The 18,617-nt window shown below is 63.5% G+C and carries 23 protein-coding genes; 21 read left to right on the plus strand and 2 right to left on the minus strand.

The features are described 5' to 3' along the window. Positions 1-127: 127 nt before the first annotated feature. From nrdR to BPNPMPFG_RS01910, 13 genes are all read left to right on the plus strand, one after another. Positions 128-607: a transcriptional regulator NrdR gene (nrdR, locus tag BPNPMPFG_RS01850; protein ID WP_258592987.1), complete on the plus strand. Its 480-nt coding sequence runs from the start codon at positions 128-130 to the stop codon at positions 605-607. Positions 608-609: 2 nt separating this feature from the next. After that, a complete protein-coding gene (gene ribD / locus BPNPMPFG_RS01855; protein ID WP_258592988.1) occupies positions 610-1,728 on the plus strand; it encodes a bifunctional diaminohydroxyphosphoribosylaminopyrimidine deaminase/5-amino-6-(5-phosphoribosylamino)uracil reductase RibD in 1,119 nt (372 codons plus the stop codon). 68 nt (positions 1,729-1,796) lie between these two features. Beyond that, positions 1,797-2,414: a riboflavin synthase gene (locus tag BPNPMPFG_RS01860; RefSeq protein ID WP_258592989.1), complete on the plus strand. Its 618-nt coding sequence runs from the start codon at positions 1,797-1,799 to the stop codon at positions 2,412-2,414. Between the two features lie 82 nt (positions 2,415-2,496). Continuing rightward, the gene (locus tag BPNPMPFG_RS01865; RefSeq protein ID WP_258592990.1) at positions 2,497-2,799 is read left to right on the plus strand and encodes a type II toxin-antitoxin system TacA family antitoxin; all 303 of its coding nucleotides are present in this window, start codon (positions 2,497-2,499) and stop codon (positions 2,797-2,799) included. A 4-nt stretch (positions 2,800-2,803) separates the two neighbouring features. Continuing rightward, positions 2,804-3,316, plus strand: a complete 513-nt coding sequence (locus BPNPMPFG_RS01870; RefSeq protein ID WP_258592991.1) for a GNAT family N-acetyltransferase — start codon at positions 2,804-2,806, stop codon at positions 3,314-3,316. 76 nt (positions 3,317-3,392) lie between these two features. Further along, positions 3,393-3,848 carry a 6,7-dimethyl-8-ribityllumazine synthase gene (locus tag BPNPMPFG_RS01875; protein ID WP_258592992.1) on the plus strand — a complete coding sequence of 152 codons (456 nt, stop codon included), beginning with the start codon at positions 3,393-3,395 and terminating at the stop codon, positions 3,846-3,848. Between the two features lie 98 nt (positions 3,849-3,946). Beyond that, the gene (gene nusB / locus BPNPMPFG_RS01880; RefSeq protein WP_413776896.1) at positions 3,947-4,354 is read left to right on the plus strand and encodes a transcription antitermination factor NusB; all 408 of its coding nucleotides are present in this window, start codon (positions 3,947-3,949) and stop codon (positions 4,352-4,354) included. Continuing rightward, entirely contained in the window at positions 4,351-5,568 is a 1,218-nt protein-coding gene (locus tag BPNPMPFG_RS01885) for an MFS transporter (RefSeq protein ID WP_258592994.1), read from the plus strand. The genes nusB and BPNPMPFG_RS01885 overlap by 4 nt, the downstream gene beginning before the upstream one ends. Positions 5,569-5,746: 178 nt before the next feature. Next, the gene (gene osmF, locus BPNPMPFG_RS01890; RefSeq protein ID WP_258592995.1) at positions 5,747-6,658 is read left to right on the plus strand and encodes a glycine betaine ABC transporter substrate-binding protein OsmF; all 912 of its coding nucleotides are present in this window, start codon (positions 5,747-5,749) and stop codon (positions 6,656-6,658) included. Positions 6,659-6,919: 261 nt separating this feature from the next. Further along, on the plus strand, positions 6,920-8,083 hold the full coding sequence (locus BPNPMPFG_RS01895; protein ID WP_258592996.1) for an ABC transporter permease: 1,164 nt from the start codon (positions 6,920-6,922) through the stop codon (positions 8,081-8,083). After that, positions 8,080-9,018, plus strand: coding sequence for an ABC transporter ATP-binding protein (locus tag BPNPMPFG_RS01900; RefSeq protein ID WP_258592997.1), 939 nt, complete (start codon positions 8,080-8,082; stop codon positions 9,016-9,018). Before BPNPMPFG_RS01895 ends, BPNPMPFG_RS01900 begins: the two co-directional genes overlap by 4 nt. Continuing rightward, positions 9,015-9,764, plus strand: coding sequence for an ABC transporter permease (locus BPNPMPFG_RS01905; protein WP_258592998.1), 750 nt, complete (start codon positions 9,015-9,017; stop codon positions 9,762-9,764). Before BPNPMPFG_RS01900 ends, BPNPMPFG_RS01905 begins: the two co-directional genes overlap by 4 nt. 238 nt (positions 9,765-10,002) lie before the next feature. After that, positions 10,003-12,144, plus strand: coding sequence for a sodium-translocating pyrophosphatase (locus tag BPNPMPFG_RS01910; protein WP_258592999.1), 2,142 nt, complete (start codon positions 10,003-10,005; stop codon positions 12,142-12,144). 300 nt (positions 12,145-12,444) lie between these two features. Here the strand turns inward: BPNPMPFG_RS01910 and BPNPMPFG_RS01915 are convergent, their stop codons facing one another. After that, complete coding sequence (locus tag BPNPMPFG_RS01915; RefSeq protein ID WP_258593000.1) at positions 12,445-12,960, minus strand: outer membrane protein assembly factor BamE; 516 nt, start codon at positions 12,958-12,960, stop codon at positions 12,445-12,447. Between the two features lie 115 nt (positions 12,961-13,075). Between BPNPMPFG_RS01915 and BPNPMPFG_RS01920 the strand changes: the two genes are divergently transcribed. From BPNPMPFG_RS01920 to BPNPMPFG_RS01955, 8 genes are all read left to right on the plus strand, one after another. Continuing rightward, positions 13,076-13,618 carry a ubiquinol-cytochrome C chaperone family protein gene (locus tag BPNPMPFG_RS01920; protein WP_258593001.1) on the plus strand — a complete coding sequence of 181 codons (543 nt, stop codon included), beginning with the start codon at positions 13,076-13,078 and terminating at the stop codon, positions 13,616-13,618. Between the two features lie 3 nt (positions 13,619-13,621). Beyond that, on the plus strand, positions 13,622-14,170 hold the full coding sequence (locus BPNPMPFG_RS01925; protein WP_258593002.1) for a YceD family protein: 549 nt from the start codon (positions 13,622-13,624) through the stop codon (positions 14,168-14,170). A 113-nt stretch (positions 14,171-14,283) separates the two neighbouring features. After that, entirely contained in the window at positions 14,284-15,354 is a 1,071-nt protein-coding gene (gene plsX, locus BPNPMPFG_RS01930; protein ID WP_258593003.1) for a phosphate acyltransferase PlsX, read from the plus strand. A gap of 9 nt (positions 15,355-15,363) precedes the next feature. Beyond that, positions 15,364-16,335 (plus strand): beta-ketoacyl-ACP synthase III, encoded by a 972-nt coding sequence (locus tag BPNPMPFG_RS01935; protein ID WP_258593004.1) that lies wholly within the window; start codon positions 15,364-15,366, stop codon positions 16,333-16,335. Between the two features lie 102 nt (positions 16,336-16,437). Continuing rightward, complete coding sequence (locus tag BPNPMPFG_RS01940) at positions 16,438-16,761, plus strand: integration host factor subunit alpha (protein WP_111545727.1); 324 nt, start codon at positions 16,438-16,440, stop codon at positions 16,759-16,761. Between the two features lie 146 nt (positions 16,762-16,907). Continuing rightward, positions 16,908-17,447, plus strand: coding sequence for a MerR family transcriptional regulator (locus BPNPMPFG_RS01945; protein ID WP_023810244.1), 540 nt, complete (start codon positions 16,908-16,910; stop codon positions 17,445-17,447). A gap of 249 nt (positions 17,448-17,696) precedes the next feature. After that, on the plus strand, positions 17,697-17,999 hold the full coding sequence (locus BPNPMPFG_RS01950) for an MDR/zinc-dependent alcohol dehydrogenase-like family protein (RefSeq protein WP_258593005.1): 303 nt from the start codon (positions 17,697-17,699) through the stop codon (positions 17,997-17,999). Between the two features lie 39 nt (positions 18,000-18,038). Beyond that, positions 18,039-18,170 (plus strand): hypothetical protein, encoded by a 132-nt coding sequence (locus BPNPMPFG_RS01955; protein WP_258593006.1) that lies wholly within the window; start codon positions 18,039-18,041, stop codon positions 18,168-18,170. A gap of 100 nt (positions 18,171-18,270) precedes the next feature. Here the strand turns inward: BPNPMPFG_RS01955 and BPNPMPFG_RS01960 are convergent, their stop codons facing one another. After that, complete coding sequence (locus BPNPMPFG_RS01960; protein ID WP_258593007.1) at positions 18,271-18,609, minus strand: hypothetical protein; 339 nt, start codon at positions 18,607-18,609, stop codon at positions 18,271-18,273. Positions 18,610-18,617: the final 8 nt, after the last annotated feature.

The raw sequence follows: 18,617 nt of genomic DNA on the forward strand, positions 1-18,617 counted from the left end.
GCTTGCGCCCCGCTATCTCTCAGGGGAAGGGCTCTGAGGGGCGAGGGGCTGTTGCCGATACTTTGCCATCGTTGCAAAAACCTCTAAGCCTTTTGCTTCACCAGATTCGCCAACCAAAGGCTTCTCCATGCGCTGTCCCTATTGCCAGTCAGAAGATACGCAGGTGAAGGATTCGCGTCCCGCCGAAGATGGCGCGGCGATCCGCCGGCGGCGTGTCTGCCCCGATTGTGGCGGCCGCTTCACCACCTTCGAACGCGTGCAGTTGCGCGACCTCGTCGTGGTCAAGAAATCCGGCCGCAAAGTGCCGTTCGACCGCGACAAGCTGCTGCGCTCGGTGGAGATCGCGGTTCGCAAGCGCAATGTCGATCCAGAGCGCATCGACCGCGCGGTGACCGGCATCGTGCGCCAGCTCGAAAGCTCCGGCGAGACCGAAGTGGCCTCCGGCGAGGTCGGCAAGCTGGTCATGGAAGCACTGAAGTCGCTCGATGACGTCGCCTATGTCCGCTTCGCCTCGGTCTACCGCAATTTTCGCGAGGCCAAGGATTTCCACGAGCTGCTGGGCGAGCTCAAGGGCGACGAAACCAAAGGCGAAGAGGACGCCAGCTGAGCATGACTGCAGGCGACAGACAGGCCGCCCTTGATCGCCGTTTCATGGCGGCCGCACTCAGGCTGTCGCGCAAGCATGCCGGGCGAACCGCGACCAACCCTTCCGTGGGCACGCTGATCGTGCGCGATGACGGCGCCGGGCCGATGATCGTCGGCACCGGGGTCACCGCTGTCGGCGGCCGGCCGCATGCCGAGACCGAGGCGCTGGCCGAGGCCGGCGAACTGGCGCGCGGCGCCACCGCCTATGTCACGCTGGAACCTTGCGCCCACCATGGCCGCACGCCGCCTTGCGCCAATGCGCTGGTCAATGCCGGTGTCGCGCGCGTCGTCGGCGCCGCCAGCGATCCCGATCCGCGCGTGTCCGGCAAGGGCTACGCGATCCTGCGCGCCGCCGGTGTCGAAGTGGTCGAAAAGGTGTTGGCGGCGGAAGCCGCCGAGCAGATGGCCGGCTATCTGATTCGATCGTTGAGAAAACGCCCCGAAGTGATTCTCAAGCTTGCGCTTTCCAGCGATGGCAAGATCGGCAGGGAAGGTGGGGGACAGGTGTCGATCACCGGCGATGTCGCCCGTCGCGAGGTGTATCTGATGCGGGCCGAGGCCGACGGCATACTGGTCGGCATCGGCACGGCACTTGAAGATGATCCTGCTCTGACGGTGCGCTTGCCGGGGCTGGAGAACCGCTCGCCGGCGCGCATCGTGCTCGACCGCCAGATCAGGTTGCCGGAGGCCTCGAAGCTGGTTTCGGGCGTGGACCGGGTGCCGCTCTATGTCGCCGCGTGCCTGGAGGCCGATCCACAGCGACGGACCATGCTGGAACGCGCCGGCGTGCGCTTCATCGGCACCGAAACGCATGAGGGCGGCGTCGCGCTGCCGGAACTGCTCGAGGATCTCGCCGCGCTCGGCATGGCCAGTGTTCTGGTCGAGGGCGGCGCCAAGGTGGCGAGCGCTTTCCTGGCCGACGGGTTGGTCGACCGCATCGTGCTGTTCCAGGGGCTGGAAGCGATCGGTCGTGACGGCATTGCATCGCCCATCGATGCCGACCATATCCCGGCAGGATTTCGCAAGCTTCGCGACATGCGTTTTGGCGAAGACAGCTACGCCGAATGGATCAGAGACATTTAGACCATGATCCCGAAAAGTGGGAACCGATTTTCGGACAAGATCATAGACAAACCTAGGGATCAACACCGATGTTTACCGGAATTGTCACCGATGTTGGCACTGTCGCGGCCGTCAAGCCGCTGCGGGAAGGGGTGGGGCTGCGCATCGACACGGTCTATGACCCCGAAACCATCGCCATCGGCGCGTCGATCTCCTGCGGCGGCGTCTGCCTGACGGTCACCGCCTTGCCACAACGTGGCTCGAACGCGCGCTGGTTCGAGGTCGAGGCCTGGGAAGAGGCGCTCAGGCTGACGACGGCGATGGGCTGGAAATCGGGCACCCGGATCAATCTGGAGCGGGCGCTGAAGATCGGCGACGAACTCGGCGGTCACATCGTTTCGGGCCATGTCGACGGCATGGCAGATATCGTCGAGCGCAAGGATGAGGGCGATGCGGTGCGTTTTACCCTCGAAGCACCGCGCGATCTGGCGAGGTTCATTGCACCGAAGGGCTCGGTCGCGCTCGACGGCACTTCGCTCACTGTCAACAAGGTTGAGGGCACGCGCTTCGACGTGCTTTTGATCCACCACTCGTTGACCGTGACCACCTGGGGCGAGCGCCAGGTCGGCGACCGCGTCAATCTCGAGATCGACACGATGGCCCGCTACGCGGCGCGGCTACTGGAGGCCGCGAAAGAGGGGCTTTGAGGTCTCCTGTCGCCAATCCCTTCTCAACGACGATCTTGAAATTCCCGGCCATTGGCCGTACATTGTTGTCAGGAGAACGATGATGGCCCCACCTGCCTTGAATACGTCTCGCGGCCGTGTCCGTGGCGAGCGTCTGGAAACACGGGTCACGGCTGATCAGAAGACTCTTATCGAACAGGCCGCCGCACTTCAGGGCCGGACGGTGACGGATTTCGTGCTGACCAGTGTGCAGGAAGCTGCTCGACGGGCCATCGAGGAACACCAGCGCCTCGATCTGTCTGTCCGCGACAGTCAGGCCTTCGTCGATGCTCTGATCAATCCCCGGCCCGTCAATGACCGCCTGCGCGATACTGTGAGCCGGTATCGCCGGGCCACCGGCGCCTGACAGGGTGGGTGGGTCGATTGCGGAAGTCTCGCGGGTTGAGGTGCTTGGCCCGCAGCATGACAGGACATCGTTTGAGAGTGTTGTCGAGCCGCTCGATCGCTACTTCAGAATGCAGGCTGGACAAGATGCCCGCAAGAACATGGCGGCTCCCTTCGTTCTGGTTCTACAGGACGGAGCCATTGCCGGCTACTACACCCTGTCATCGACTGCCGTGAATGTCGGCGAATGGCCGGCTCAGACCATCCGCAAACTGCCGCGCTATCCGCTCATTCCCGCAACGTTGCTCGGACGCCTGGCCGTCGATCGCCGCCAGCAGGGCAAGGGCTACGGCCGCTATCTCCTGGCCGATGCCTTGTTCCGCTCGCTCGGCAGCGAGATCGCCTCCTTCGCCGTCATCGTCGATGCCAAGGACGAGAATGCCCGCCGCTTCTATGAGAGGGAAAGTTTCTTGCCGTTCCCGGACCAGCCGATGAAGCTGTTCCTGCCGATGGCCGATGTTGCCGAGCTCTTCAGATGACAAAAAAGAGCATCTTCGCTTGCGATCAAACGGGCTTCGGCCTAAGTCACCCGCTCCGCCGGAGACGTGACGCAAAATGCCCAGGAACAAGAAACTCAAGCTGCTGATCATTGAAGCCCGCTTCTATGACGATCTGGCGGATGCGCTGCTCGACGGTGCCAAGGCCGCGCTCGATGAAGCCGGGGCCAAATACGACGTCGTCACCGTGCCTGGCGCGCTGGAAATTCCGGCTGTGATCTCCTTTACGCTCGATGCCGCCGAAGGCGAGGGGACCGACTATGATGGCTATGTCGCGCTTGGCACCGTGATCCGCGGCGAGACGCACCACTTTGACATCGTCGCCAACGAATCCGCGCGCGCGCTGATGGACCTTTCGGTGCAGGAATCGATCTGCATCGGCAACGGCATCCTGACCACCGAGAATGACGAGCAGGCTTGGACGCGCGCCCGGCGCACCGAAGGCGACAAGGGTGGCTTTGCAGCGCGTGCCGCCCTCACCATGATCACTGTCAAGAAACGGCTCGGAGCCTGACTGGCGTGACGCAATCCGGAGACAAGGACCGCCCACCGGTACGCCAGGCCAACAAGCGCGGCGCTGCCCGTTTGGCCGCCGTGCAGGCGCTCTACCAGATGGACGTCGCCGGCAGCGGCGTCTTCGAGATCACCGCCGAATACGAGGCCTTTCGTCTTGGCAAGGAAGTCGACGGCGCGCTGTATCGCGAGGCCGACGCGCAATGGTTTCGCGCCATTCTCGCTGGGGTCGTCGAAAACCAGAAAACCGTCGATCCGATCATCCGCCAGGCGCTGACCGAGGACTGGCCGCTGTCGAGGCTCGATTCGACGCTGCGCGCCATCCTGCGTGCCGGCGTCTATGAACTGATGAAGCGCGACGATGTCCCTGTCGCCGTCATCGTTTCCGAATATGTCGACATCGCCAAGGCCTTCTACGAGGAAGACGAGCCGAAGCTGGTCAACGCCGTGCTCGACCGTGTGTCACGCCGGGTGCGTGGCGAGGGGCGCGGCAAGGACGCATCATGACAGCAATCGCCGTCGAGGCGGGCAGGGAGGCGCGTCGCACCGCCCTGATCCTCGCCGCTTCGCAGGCGATCATCGGCTCGGCGGCACCCATCGCCATCTCCATGGGTGCGCTGGCCGGCCAATATCTGCTTGGGCCCGACAAGTCGCTGGCGACGGCACCGGTCACCGGCTTCAACATCGGCGTGGCGCTCGGCGCGCTGCCGGCAGCGGCCATCATCCGTCACATGGGCCAGCGCGGCGGCTTCATGACCGGCACGATCGTCACCGCGCTTGGCGGCCTGGTCGCCACATCAGCGCTTTTCCACGGCAGCTTCTGGCTGTTTGCTTTCGGCTTGGCTGTCATCGGCGTCGGCGGCGCCTTCGTCCAGCAGTTCCGTTTTGCCGCCGCCGACAATGCGCCGCCGCAGTTCAAGGCGCGCGCCATCTCCTTCGTGCTGGCCGGTGGCATCGTCACCGCCATTCTCGGGCCGCAGATCGTCATCTTCACCCGCGAATCGTTCGCGCCGGTGATGTTTGCCGGTTCGTTCGCCGCGATCTTGCCGCTGGCCGCGGTCGGCGCCGTCATCCTGTCGTTCCTGCGCCTGCCGGCGAAGGCAACCGGCAAGGCGGAAATCGCCGACAGCGACGCCAGGCCATTGGCCGAAATCGTTACCCGCCCGCGCTTCGTCGCGGCGCTGTTCTGCGCGGTCGGCAGCTACGCGCTGATGAGCTTCGTCATGACTGGCGCCCCGCTGGCCATGGTCGGTTGTGGACTGTCGGAGAACGACGCGACGCTCGGCATCTCCTGGCACGTCATGGCGATGTTCGCGCCGAGCTTCTTCACCGGCTCGCTGATCCATCGCTTCGGCGCCGAGCGCATCGTCGCCACCGGCCTGATCCTGCTGATGGGTTGCGCCATTGTCGCGCTGTCAGGTTTGGCGCTGTGGCAGTTCTGGACGGCACTGATCCTGCTTGGCCTTGGCTGGAATTTCGGCTTCATCGGCGCCACCGCGATGGTGGCGGCCAGTTACCGGCCGTCGGAAAAGGGCAAGGTGCAGGGCTTCCATGACTTCGTCCTGTTCGGCTCCGTCGCCTGCGCGTCGCTGATGTCGGGCATGGTCTACAACGCCTGGGGCTGGGAGATGCTGAACTGGATGATCTTCCCGGTCACCGTTCTGTGCTTCGTCGCGCTTGGCGCACTCAAGCTGACGGGCCTGCGCAAAGCCCATGCCTGACGCCGGTCGGCGCTTGCCTGGCGCGGCGCTGTCAGCATGGTGTCGGCCCAACCTGCCTCGCCTGAACAAAATTATTGCGTCTGTGCCCATTGTTATGAAACCGTGTACCCCGACTGGCCGCTGAAGCCATGCTCATATGCGGCCGCCGCATTCCGGTTCACAGCAAGGGGTTTTCACCATGTTTTCAGTCAAGGTTCTGGCCAGCGCGGCATTGGCGCTCGGCATCACGGCGGCCTCCGCCAGCGCCCAGGTGGTTGTCTCCTCGAAGATCGACACCGAGGGCGGCGTGCTGGGCAACATCATCCAGCTCGTTCTCAACGCCAACAACATCAAGACCACCGACCGCATCCAGCTCGGCGGCACGCCGGTGGTGCGCAAGGCGATCACCGCTGGCGAGATTGACATCTATCCCGAATACACCGGCAACGCCGCCTTCTTCTTCGAGAAGGCCGACGACCCGGTCTGGAAGGATGCCGCCAAGGCCTATGAGGCGGCCAAGAAGCTCGACTACGACGCCAACAAGATCGTCTGGCTGTCACCGTCACCGGCCAACAACACCTGGGCGATCGCGCTGCGCAAGGAGGTTGCCGAGACCAACAAGCTCGCCACGCTCACCGACTTCGGCAAATATGTTGCGGGCGGTGGCCCGGTGGTGCTGGCGGCCTCCGCCGAGTTTGTCAATTCGGCGGCCGCACTTCCGGCATTCCAGACCACCTATGGCTTCAAGCTGAAGCCGGACCAGCTGATCACGCTCTCCGGCGGTGACACGGCGGCAACCATCGCCGCGGCCGCCAACCAGACCAGTGGGGCGAATGCCGCCATGGTCTACGGCACCGATGGCGGCATCGCGCCGTCCGGTCTGGTCGTGCTCGACGACGACAAGGGCGTGCAGCCGGTCTACCAGCCGGCGCCGATCATCCGTGAATCCGTGCTCAAGCAACATCCCGAGATCGAGACGCTGCTGAAGCCGGTCTTCGCCAAGCTCGACCTCGTCACCCTGCAGGAGCTGAACGGTCGCGTGCAGGTCGGCGGCGAGCCGGTCAAGGGCGTCGCCGAGGACTTTTTGAAGAAGAATGGGTTCTTGAAGTAGCAAGCGTTAGACTGAGACGCCGGTGCGAAGCGCGCCCCTCTGGCCTGCCGGCCATCTCCCCCTCATGGGGGGAGATCGGCAGCGGCGGCGCCGGCACTCACCTTGCACCGCTGAAAATTGGCGAAGGCCGTCGGGACATCTGATCTCCCCCCTTGAGGGGGAGATGGCCGGCAGGCCAGAGGGGGGCGCCTCGCGCAGAGGTTACATCAGCGCAGCCGCATCTCTCCCAAGGTCCACCTCCTCGCACAGATGTGCATCATCATGATCATCCGGTTCGACAAACTCGGTGTGGTCATCGCCGTGATCGCAGCCTATGCGGCCTTTGCCGCGCCCTTTGCCACATTCCGCGCGAACCGCATCGTTCCCGGCCAGGCGCGCTCGATTCTCGAGGCGCTGCCGGCAACGACCGGGACGCTGCTGCTCGTCGTCGTGGTCGCTGCGGCACTCATCGCGCTGTTCAAGACGCCGCTTGTCCTGCGCCTTGCCGCCAGCGTGGTGGCGCTTGCCGCGCTGGCGCTGTTGATCGGCGTCGCCGGCACGTTTCTGACGCCGGCCGGCAACACCTTTGCGAGGGTTTCGCCAGCCTCCGGTTTCTGGATACTCATCTTTGCCTTCACGCTTCTGCTGGCCGATGTACTGACGCGGCTGAACCTGTCGCCACTGGCGCGGGTTGGTGTGCTTGTCGTCGCGGCTTTGGCGATCGGCCTGCTGTTGATGTCGGGAAGCTGGGACAATCTGTCGATCCTGAAGGAATATTTCAACCGCGCCGACAGTTTCTGGGCGGAGGGATCAAAGCATGTGACGCTGGCGCTCGGTTCGCTGCTTGCTGCCGTGATCGTCGGCCTGCCGCTTGGCATCCTTTGCCATCGCGTCGAAAGGCTACGCGCCGGCGTGCTCAACGTCCTCAACATCATCCAGACCATTCCCTCGATCGCGCTGTTCGGCCTGCTGATCGCGCCGCTCGGCTGGGTCGCCACACATGTGCCGGGAGCCGCCGCGCTTGGCATTCGCGGCATCGGCACGGCGCCGGCTTTCGTCGCTCTGTTCCTCTATTCGCTGCTGCCGGTGGTGGCCAACACCGTGGTCGGGCTCGCCGGCGTGCCGCGCGCCGCCAACGACGCGGCGCGCGGCATGGGCATGACCGACAGGCAGCGCCTGTTCGGCGTCGAGTTTCCGCTGGCCTTCCCGGTGATCCTCACCGGCATCCGCATCGTTTTGGTGCAGAATATCGGCTTGGCCACCATTGCCGCACTCATCGGCGGCGGCGGTTTCGGCGTGTTCGTCTTCCAGGGCGTTGGCCAGACGGCGATGGATCTGGTGCTGCTCGGCGCCGTGCCGACCGTCGCGCTCGCCTTTGCCGCCGCCATCATTCTCGATGCGGCGATCGAAATGACCGCCACCAAGCGCAGGGTTGAAACGGCATGATCGAGATCGAAGGCATTACCAAGCGCTATGACGCGACAACGGTGGTCGATGACGTCTCGATGGTCATCGAGCCGCGCACGGTTTGCGTCATTGTCGGCACATCGGGTTCCGGCAAGACGACGCTGCTGCGCATGATCAACCGGCTGGTCGAGCCGACCGCTGGCATCATCAAGCTCGACGGCGCCGACAATCGCTCTGTCCCCGGCTACGAACTGCGCCGCAGCATCGGCTATGCCATCCAGGGCCACGGCCTGTTTCCGCATCGCACGGTGGCGCAGAACATCGCCACCGTGCCGGTGCTGCTTGGCTGGGACAAGGCCCGCATCAAGGCGCGTGTCGACGAGTTGATGACGCTCTACCAGCTTGATCCCGAAGCCTTCGGCCCGCGCTATCCGCACGAATTGTCAGGCGGCCAGCAGCAGCGCGTCGGCGTCGCCCGCGCGCTCGCTGCCGAGCCCAACGTGCTGTTGATGGACGAACCGTTCGGCGCGCTCGACCCGATCATCCGCACCAAGGCGCAGGAGGATCTGCTGGCGATCCAGAAGCGCTTCGGCACCACCATCATCCTCGTTACCCACGACATGGAAGAAGCCGTGCACATGGGCGACAAGATCGCCGTCATGGATGCCGGCAAGCTTGTGCAATACGCCAGGCCTGCCGAGATCCTGGCGAAGCCGGCCAGCGCCTTCGTCGAGACCCTGGTCGGCGCCAGCGAAAGGCCGTTCCGGTTGCTGTCGCTCGGCCGGGTGCGTGATGCGGTTGAGAAAGGCGCCGCCGAAGGCGAGGCGATATCAGGCGATGCCAGCCAGCGCGATGCGCTGGCCGAGTTGCTGTGGTCGGGCCGGCCCGCATTGCCGGTAAAGGCCGCCGACGGCAAGTCGATCGGTCGCGTCACGGTCGACGGTTTGGTCAAACGTGCGGCGAGGCCGGCATGAAAGCCTGGCTGCCGGCGCTGCTGCGGCTTGCCCTTGTGGTGCTGCTCGTCGCCTTCCTCACCAACCCGGGATGGTTCGAGCCGCTGCTGAAGCCGCTGACCGAGAACAATGCGCCGGTGATCTACAATCAGGGCAGTCTGCTGACGCTGACCTTGCTGCATTTGCGCACCGTGCTGATCGCTACAGTGGCCGCGACCATCGTCGCGGTGGCGCTGGCCATCCTGGTCACGAGGCCGGCCGGCGCCGAGTTCCTGCCGCTGTCGCGCAGCCTGGTCAATATCGGCCAGACCTTCCCGCCGGTGGCGGTGCTGGCGCTCGCCGTGCCAGCCGTCGGCTTTGGTGAAAAGCCGACGCTGATCGCGTTGTTTCTCTACGGCCTGCTGCCGATTTTCGAGAACGCCCTGACAGGACTGACGACGCTGCCGGCCAATGTCATGGAGGCGGCGCGCGGCGCCGGCATGACCGGCTGGCAACGGCTCACCAAGGTCGAATTGCCGCTCAGCGCGCCGATCATTCTCGGCGGCATCAGGCTGTCGGTTGTCATCGGCCTTGCCACCGCCACCATCGGCTCGACCGTTGCCGCCAAGACGCTTGGCGAGGTGATCATCGCCGGTCTGTTGTCCAACAACCTCGCCTTCATCCTGCAAGGCGGGCTGATCGTGGCAGCACTCGCCGTGCTGATCTATGACGGGCTGTCGGCGATCGAGCGCTACACGGCGCGACGCATGGGCAGGGAGGCAGAGTAGCACACCTTGGGCCAGGACCGATTTCAATCGATCCAATAGGGCAATGCCGACGGTGGCGATCTCGTGGCCTATGCCTTTTGGGCGAAAGCCGGGCAAAAACTGAACAATATCTTGACGTTCGCAGCCCTGTTTCGCATACACCGCTGCGAAGAGGCGGATTCCGTGCGCGGCATCCGGTCTTTGTCTCAACGGCCCAGGGAGGGGTTCTTTTGGGCCATCAATCGAGGAAAATCCGGCAATGACAATTATTTCCGCCGTCATCGCCTGCGGCCTGCTTTCAATCCTTTACGCCATTTGGGCGACACGTTCGGTCCTCGCGGCCGATCAGGGCAATGCACGCATGCAGGAAATCTCCGCCGCCATCCGCGAAGGCGCGCAGGCCTATCTGGCGCGCCAGTACACCACCATCGCCATGGTCGGCGTGGTCGTGCTGCTGCTCGCCTGGTGGTTGCTTTCCATCACCGCCGCGATCGGCTTCCTGATCGGCGCCGTTCTGTCCGGCGCCGCCGGCTTCATCGGCATGCACGTTTCGGTGCGGGCCAATGTGCGCACCGCGCAGGCGGCGTCCAACAGCCTCGCCGCCGGTCTCGACATCGCCTTCAAATCGGGCGCCATCACCGGTATGCTGGTCGCTGGCCTGGCGTTGCTCGGCGTGTCGATCTACTACCTCATCCTCACCCATTTCATGGGCCTTCAGCCCAATGACCGCATCGTCATCGACTCGCTGGTTTCGCTTGGCTTCGGCGCATCGCTGATCTCGATCTTCGCCCGTCTCGGCGGCGGTATCTTCACCAAGGGCGCCGACGTCGGCGGCGATCTTGTCGGCAAGGTCGAAGCCGGCATTCCCGAAGATGATCCGCGCAACCCGGCCACCATCGCCGACAATGTCGGCGACAATGTCGGCGACTGCGCCGGCATGGCCGCCGACCTGTTCGAAACCTATGCGGTGACCGTCGTCGCCACCATGGTCCTCGGCGCCATCTTCTTCGGCGGCACCGCTGTCCTCGGCGCCGTGATGCTCTATCCGCTCGCCATCTGCGGCGCCTGCATCCTGACCTCGATCGTCGGCACCTTCTTCGTCAAGCTCGGCTCCAACGGTTCGATCATGGGCGCTCTCTACAAGGGCCTGATCGTCACCGGTCTCCTGTCCATCGTAGGCCTCGGCGTCGCCACCTCGGCAACGTTGGGCTGGGGCGAGATCGGCACCGTTGCCGGCATGGCCATCACCGGCAAGAACCTGTTCATCTGCGGCCTGATCGGCCTCGTGGTGACCGGTCTCATCGTGGTGATCACCGAATACTACACCGGCACCAATAAGCGGCCGGTCAACTCCATCGCCCAGGCGTCGGTGACCGGTCACGGCACCAACGTCATCCAGGGCCTCGCGGTCTCGCTGGAATCGACGGCACTGCCGGCGATCGTCATCGTCGGCGGCATCATCTCGACCTATCAGCTCGCCGGCCTCTACGGCACGGCGATCGCGGTCACGACGATGCTTGGCCTTGCCGGCATGATCGTTGCGCTCGACGCCTTCGGCCCGGTCACCGACAATGCCGGCGGTATTGCCGAAATGGCCGGCCTGCCCAAGGAAGTGCGCCACTCCACCGACGCGCTCGACGCGGTCGGCAACACCACCAAGGCGGTGACCAAGGGCTACGCCATCGGTTCGGCCGGTCTCGGCGCGCTGGTGCTGTTCGCCGCCTATTCGAACGACCTGAAGTTCTTTGCCGCCAATGGCGACAAGTATCCCTACTTCCAGGGCATGGGTGAAATCTCCTTCGATCTCTCCAACCCCTACGTCGTCGCCGGCCTGATCTTCGGCGGCCTGATCCCGTATCTGTTCGGCGGTATCGCCATGACGGCTGTCGGCCGTGCGGCGGGTGCCATCGTCGAGGAGGTGCGCAAGCAGTTCCGCGAGGATCCGGGCATCATGGCCGGCACCTCCAAGCCGAACTATGCGCGTGCGGTCGACCTGCTGACCAAGGCGGCGATCCGGGAAATGATCATCCCGTCGCTGCTGCCTGTGCTGGCGCCGCTCGTCGTCTATTTCGGCGTGCTGCTGATCTCGGGTTCAAAGGCGTCCGCCTTTGCCGCCCTCGGCGCCTCGCTGCTCGGCGTCATCGTCAACGGCCTGTTCGTCGCCATCTCGATGACCTCGGGCGGCGGCGCCTGGGACAATGCGAAAAAGTCCTTCGAGGACGGCTTTGTCGACAAGGACGGCGTCAAGCATCTCAAGGGTTCCGAAGCGCACAAGGCCTCGGTGACCGGCGACACGGTCGGCGATCCCTACAAGGACACCGCCGGTCCGGCCGTCAACCCGGCGATCAAGATCACCAACATCGTCGCGCTGCTGCTGCTGGCCGTGCTGGCGCACGGCTGAGCAAAGCATTCGCTCGAAAACAAAACCCGCGGGAGCAATCCCGCGGTTTTTTTGTCGAAGCGATGACAATTTCGACCGTTCAGCGCTTTTCTCCGCCCCGGTCCTCGCTGCGTTCGCGCAAGCAATCTCGTCCAGGCCCCGGCTTGCGGTTCGGCAACCGTAGCCCACCCCATTTGCCGGCAAGCGTGCCGCCGGCCTTGCGTTGACCGATCCCCCACAACAAAAACCCGCAGGATTGCTCCTGCGGGCTTTTGGTCGCCTGAGATGGTGCTGTCTTCCTTCGGGAAAACAGTCGGAAGATCAGGGCGTGCCACCGCCTGGGATTCCTGGGGCCAGCTTGCTGGCGCCATTGATGATCTGGCTGAGGAAGTTCTGGTCCTTGCCGCCGGTCGGCGTGGTGCGCGAGATGAAGTCGAACACCTTGCCGTCCTTCAAGCCGTAATTGGCGATCTGGGTGACGCGACCGTCGGCGCCGAAATAGACCGCCAGCACATGCTGGTCAATGAGTCTCGGCTTGTCGAAGGCGACGTAGCGCTTGCGCGTCTGCGAAATGTAATAAAACGCCTCGTTGTCGAACGTCGCCGTGGTTGACGGCGTTCCCAGAGACAGGATCACCTGCTCGCGGCTGGAGCCGACGGGCACCGAATCGATGGCCTGCTGGTCGATGACATACCCTTGCGTCAGTGTCTCGCTCGGGTTGAGGTCGCCGATCATCTTGTTGGTGTGGCATGCCGAAAGCGCCGAGACGACGAGCAGCAGCGAGATCGCGCCAGCGGGCCTGGACGAGAAGGTCGACTTGAAATTCAGCGCGCGCAACAACAATTCTCCATTACATCGCCGCAACTTGCGCTGGGCCGCAAAACCGGTAAACCAGCTTGCTTGCCGATGCAACAAGGCCACTTCAACAAACGGTCCCGGGAGACCATCCCCAATGTTCCAGCGCCTTTTTGGCCGCGAACGCCAAGCCAACCGCGCCATCACCGAGGCGCTTTACGCACAAATCGTGGCGGCGGCGCGGCAGACCGTGTTTTATTCCCACTGGAATGTGCCCGATACGCCGCTTGGCCGTTTCGAGATGGTGTCGTTGCACATGTTCCTGTTCCAGCACCGCTTGCGCGGCGAGGACGGTGTGGCGCAAGAGGTCGCCCAGGTGCTGATCGACGAGTTCTTCCTCGATGTCGATCATTCGCTGCGGGAATTGGGCATTGGCGACGTCGGCGTGCCGAAACGCATGAAAAAGCTGGCAAAGATGTTTTATGGCCGAACCGCCGCCTATGACGACGCGCTGGAGAGGAACGACCATGACGGGCTCACCACAGCCCTTGCCCGCAACGTCCGGCCCGACGCCGGCACCTGGCCGGAAGCGGCACTGCTGGCCAGCTATGTCACCGACGCCCGCGATCGGCTGGCCGAGCAGCCATCCGAATCGATTGTCTCAGGCACGGTGGCGTTTCCCGTCGCCAATGGAGGTTGAGGGATGAAACATGCTGACCCGCAAAGCCCGGTGTCCTTGCGCGCAAACGTTGCCCGTTTGCCGCACAAGGGTTTGCCGGTGGTGATCGAGGCCGATGCCGCGCAGCGCGCGGCGCTGGCCGAGGAGCACGAACTGCTTTCGGTGGAAGCCTACCGCGCCGAGCTGCTGGTGACGCCATGGAAGCGCAACGGCGTGAAGGTCAGCGGTCGCGTCGAAGCCGACATCACCCAGGCCTGCATCGTCACGCTCGACCCTGTCGAGGCTCACATCGACGAGGCGATCGAAGCGCTGTTGCTGCCCGAGGACTCCAAACTCGGGCGGCAGGGTTTCGACGCCGGCGGCGAGATCCTGCTCGACGCCGACGGTCCCGACGCTCCCGAAACATTTTCCGGCGATACGATCGACGTCGGGGCGCTCGCCGAACAGTTCTTCGGACTGGCGATCGATCCTTATCCGCGCAAGCAGGGCGCCTCACTGGATGGCGGCGGCGAGATCGAACAGGCGGAGAATGAATTTCAGCAAAAACTGCGATCCCTGCTGGGAAAATCCTGAAAACCTCGCCCGCGACGGAAAAGTCGGTTGTGCGGCAGCCCAAAACCGTTATTTTCGCCGAACCTTCGCGATCACTAAAGCGACCTGCCGCCAAACCGTGAGATGAATACCGAGTGATCAGGATTTCCATCGATGCCATGGGCGGCGATCACGGACCAGCCGTGGTCATTCCAGCGCTCATGACGGTCGCGACCCGCCGTCCCGACATCCGCTTCGTCATCTACGGACGTGAGGAAGTCGTGCGCCCGGAACTCGCCAAATTTCCCAAACTGGCCGAGGTCAGCGAGTTCTTCCACTGCGAGATAGCAGTCAGGATGGACGACAAGCCGAGCCAGGCGCTGCGCCACGGCCGCTGGAAGTCGTCGATGTGGAAGGCCGTCGAAGCGGTCAAGGCCGGCACGGCGGACGCCTGCATTTCCGCCGGCAACACCGGCGCGCTGATGGCGATGTCGAAATTCTGCCTGCGCACCATGGCGACCATCGATCGCCCGGCCATCGCTGCACTTTGGCCGACATTGCGCGGCGAAAGCGTGGTGCTGGATGTCGGCGCCACCATCGGCGCCGACGCGCACCAGCTGATTGATTTTGCCATTCTCGGCACCGGCATGGCGCGCTCGGTCTTCGGCATTGCCCGGCCCAGCGTAGGCCTGCTCAATGTCGGCGTCGAGGAGATCAAGGGCCAGGAAGAGGTCAAGGAGGCAGGGCGCATACTGCGCGAAGCCAATATGGCCTCGATGAACTATCACGGTTTCGTCGAGGGCGACGACATCGGCAAGGGCGTGGTCGACGTTGTCGTCACCGAAGGCTTTGCCGGCAACATCGCCTTGAAGACGGCGGAAGGCACGGTGCGCCAGATCGCCGGCTACCTGCGCGCGGCGATGAGCCGGACCTTGATGGCCAGGATCGGCTATATCTTCGCCAGGGGCGCCTTCGATCGCCTGCGCGAAAAGATGGATGTCGGCCGTTCCAACGGCGGCGTCTTCCTGGGGCTGAACGGCATCGTGGTGAAAAGCCACGGGGGTGCGGATTCGGACGGCTTCGCCGCGGCGATCGAGCTTGGCTATGACATGGTGCGCAACAATCTGCTCGACCGCATCGAGGCCGACCTCGACCTGTTTCACGCGCGCAACCCGCATGCCCTGACATCTAGGAAATCCGACGTCGTTAGCGACGCGAAGGAATAGGAAAGAGCTTTGATCAGATCAGTCGTGCGCGGCACGGGCGCCGCGCTGCCCCGCCGAATCATGAAGAATGCCGATTTCGAAGGCATGGTCGAAACCTCCGACGAGTGGATCGCCCAGCGCACCGGCATCCGCCAGCGCCATATCGCGGGGGATGACGAGACGACGGCTTCGCTGGGTGAAGCGGCGGCGCGCGCGGCACTCGCCAATGCCGGCCTGACGGCCGCCGACATCGATGTGATCGTGCTGGCGACCTCGACGCCCAACAACACCTTTCCGGCCACCGCCGTGGATATTCAGAGCCGGCTCGGCATGCATCACGGCTTTGCCTTCGACATGCAGGCGGTCTGCTCCGGCTTCGTCTACGCCGTGACCACCGCCGACCTCTACATCCGTGGCGGCCTGGCCAAGCGCGTCCTGGTGATCGGCTCGGAAACATTCTCGCGCATCCTCGACTGGAGCGACCGCTCGACCTGTGTGCTGTTCGGCGACGGCGCCGGCGCTCTGGTCCTGGAAGCAGGCGAGGGTGCTGGCTCGATCGCCGACCGCGGCGTTCTGGCGGCCAGCCTGCGCTCCGACGGTACGCACAAGGACAAGCTTTTCGTCGACGGCGGGCCGTCGACCACCGGCACGGTCGGCCATCTCAGGATGGAGGGCCGCGAAGTCTTCAAGCATGCGGTGGGCATGATCACCGACGTCATCGAGGCGACATTTTCACAAGCCGGTATATCGGCCGATGATCTCGACTGGTTCGTGCCGCACCAGGCCAATAAACGAATTATTGACGCTTCCGCCAAGAAGCTCGGGATAGCGGAGCAAAAGGTGGTGGTGACGGTCGATTTGCACGGTAACACCTCGGCTGCTTCCGTGCCGCTGGCGCTTTCGGTGGCCGTCGCCGACGGTCGCATCAAGAAGGGCGATCTGGTGCTCCTGGAGGCGATGGGCGGCGGCTTCACCTGGGGCGCTGTTCTGGTTCGCTGGTAAGTGCCGAACGGTCCGGTTTCGGTCCTTGACCTTGCCGGATCAATTACTTAGGCTCTACCGCTGTTGTGCAGATTTTATGCTTTGAACTGATGGGACGGTCGCATGGGGGGAAAGACACTTACGCGCGCCGACCTTGCCGAGGCCGTTTACCGAAAGGTAGGCCTGTCGCGTACTGAATCAGCCGAACTTGTCGAAGCGGTGCTTGACGAAATCTGCGAAGCGATCGTCCGTGGCGAGACGGTGAAGCTGTCGTCCTTCGCGACATTCCACGTCCGCTCCAAGAACGAGCGCATTGGCCGCAACCCCAAGACCGGCGAAGAAGTGCCGATCCTGCCGCGCCGGGTGATGACCTTCAAGTCGTCGAACGTGCTGAAGAGCCGTATCTTGCGGTCCCATCAAAGCGGCAAGGCCAAAGGCGGCAAGTAGCCCCGTTCACCTGCGCGTCCGGTCACTTGCGCGGTTGAAAACCGGCGCTGCTATTACGCCGGGCTTGAATATTGCTTTACAAACCGCTGAAATAAGACCCGATTCGGCAGGTAGGCCGGATCGTCGTCCAGCGTGAGGATTCGCCCATGGACAAGAGCCCGGACGCCTTCCGGACCATCAGCGAGGTCGCCGAAGATCTCGATCTGCCGCAGCATGTGCTGCGCTTCTGGGAAACGCGTTTCAACCAGATCAAGCCGATGAAGCGCGGTGGCGGTCGTCGTTACTACCGGCCGCAGGATGTCGAACTGATCAAGGGCATCCGCCACATGCTCTATGACCAGGGTTACACCATCAAGGGCGTGCAGAAGCTGTTGCGCGAGAATGGCAATCATTTCCTGGTCGCCATCGGCAATGGCGACATGGCGGCCGTCGAGGCGATCTCGCAGCGAAGGCAGGCCGATCAGGTGCCGCTGACGCCGGCAGCCCAGCCGCGCGGCATGGATGATGAACTGGTCGGCCAGCCGCGCGTCAAACCCAGCCGCCGCTTTTTCGGCCTGGGCAAGAGCGACGAGGATGGTCCGGTGCAGCCGGACGCGTCGAAACTCTCGCGCGACAATCGCGCGCTGCTGCAGGAGGCGCTGTTCGACCTCCTGGAATGCAAGCGCCTGCTCGACCAGGTGCGCTGACCGCTCCGCACGGAGCGACGCCAGAGCGGTTCGTCGTTTCAAGCAAACGCAGAACCGCTCCATCTCTTTGTTTGACGCAATTCCCCGAGGGAAAGCGCTAAGTGCTTTTACCCGAGGGAAAGCGCTAAGTGCTTTTCCCGGGAAAACCGTTTCACACTTTTCCTGGGATTGCTCCCAGCGTCTCGAAAAACCGGAACCCGCCTTGGGGTGACGCGTTACGTTTCCTTCTGCAAGTGAAGGAAACACGTCATGGCATCATTTTCGACCCTCTCGGATATCGACCTCGACAAGCAGGTCGCGGCTCTCAGCAAGGAATTGGCCGGCTTGAGGAAGGCCGTGGCCAAGCGGGGCGGCACCTATTACGAAGACGGTCGTGATGCCGCGCTCGACACCTATTCCGATCTTGCTGGGCGTCTGCGGGATGCAGTGCCGGCCATCCGCAAACAGGGCAGGGTGATCGAGAAATCGGCCCGCGACCATCCGGCGGCGGCTGCCGCGGTTGGCCTTGTGGTGGTCGGTCTTGTGGCCAGCCTGCTGTTCAGCCGGCGCTAGCTCTCAGGGATACGCCGTCACAGGGATACCTTGGCCTTGTTGGCCAAGCCTGATCCGGTGCAACGCGCCGGTCGCAAACATCCCTTGCCGTATGGCAATCTGTTGAAAGGTTTCGCCAGCGTGGCGGTGTCGGATTTTGCGCCGAAGTCTGAACACGCGCGGTGGTTTTGAAAGCGCCTGAATCGTGTCGCGCTTTGTATCGCATTGCCAAGAAGAGACCAGCCTTGAACAAGAAGCCAAGGCCGGTCTTCTCGTTGGCAGTCTGCTATGCTTAGTAGGTCTTCTTCACGTGGTGGTGGTGATGAACGTGGTGGCGGTGATGAACGGGGTGGTGGTGGCGATGATAGTGATGACGATGATGCTTTGCCATCGGGGCCGCATCCGCGCTCGTCGCGCCGATCACCGGCATCGTGAAAGCGAGTGCAACTGCAAGCCCGAGGGCCGAGAGGAGGGACTTCTTCATGGATCGTTTTCCTTCTTTAGCAGGCAGGTCGATGATCCGATCGCCGCGAATGGGATTACGCTCCTGAATTTTTTCGTCAGTATTTCCCGATTGTAGAATTTTGTTTCTGGACTGTTTCTGCGGAATCCAAGCTTCCACCATCATCATCGCCAGGC

This window comes from Mesorhizobium sp. AR07, assembly GCF_024746815.1.
GTDB lineage: Bacteria > Pseudomonadota > Alphaproteobacteria > Rhizobiales > Rhizobiaceae > Mesorhizobium.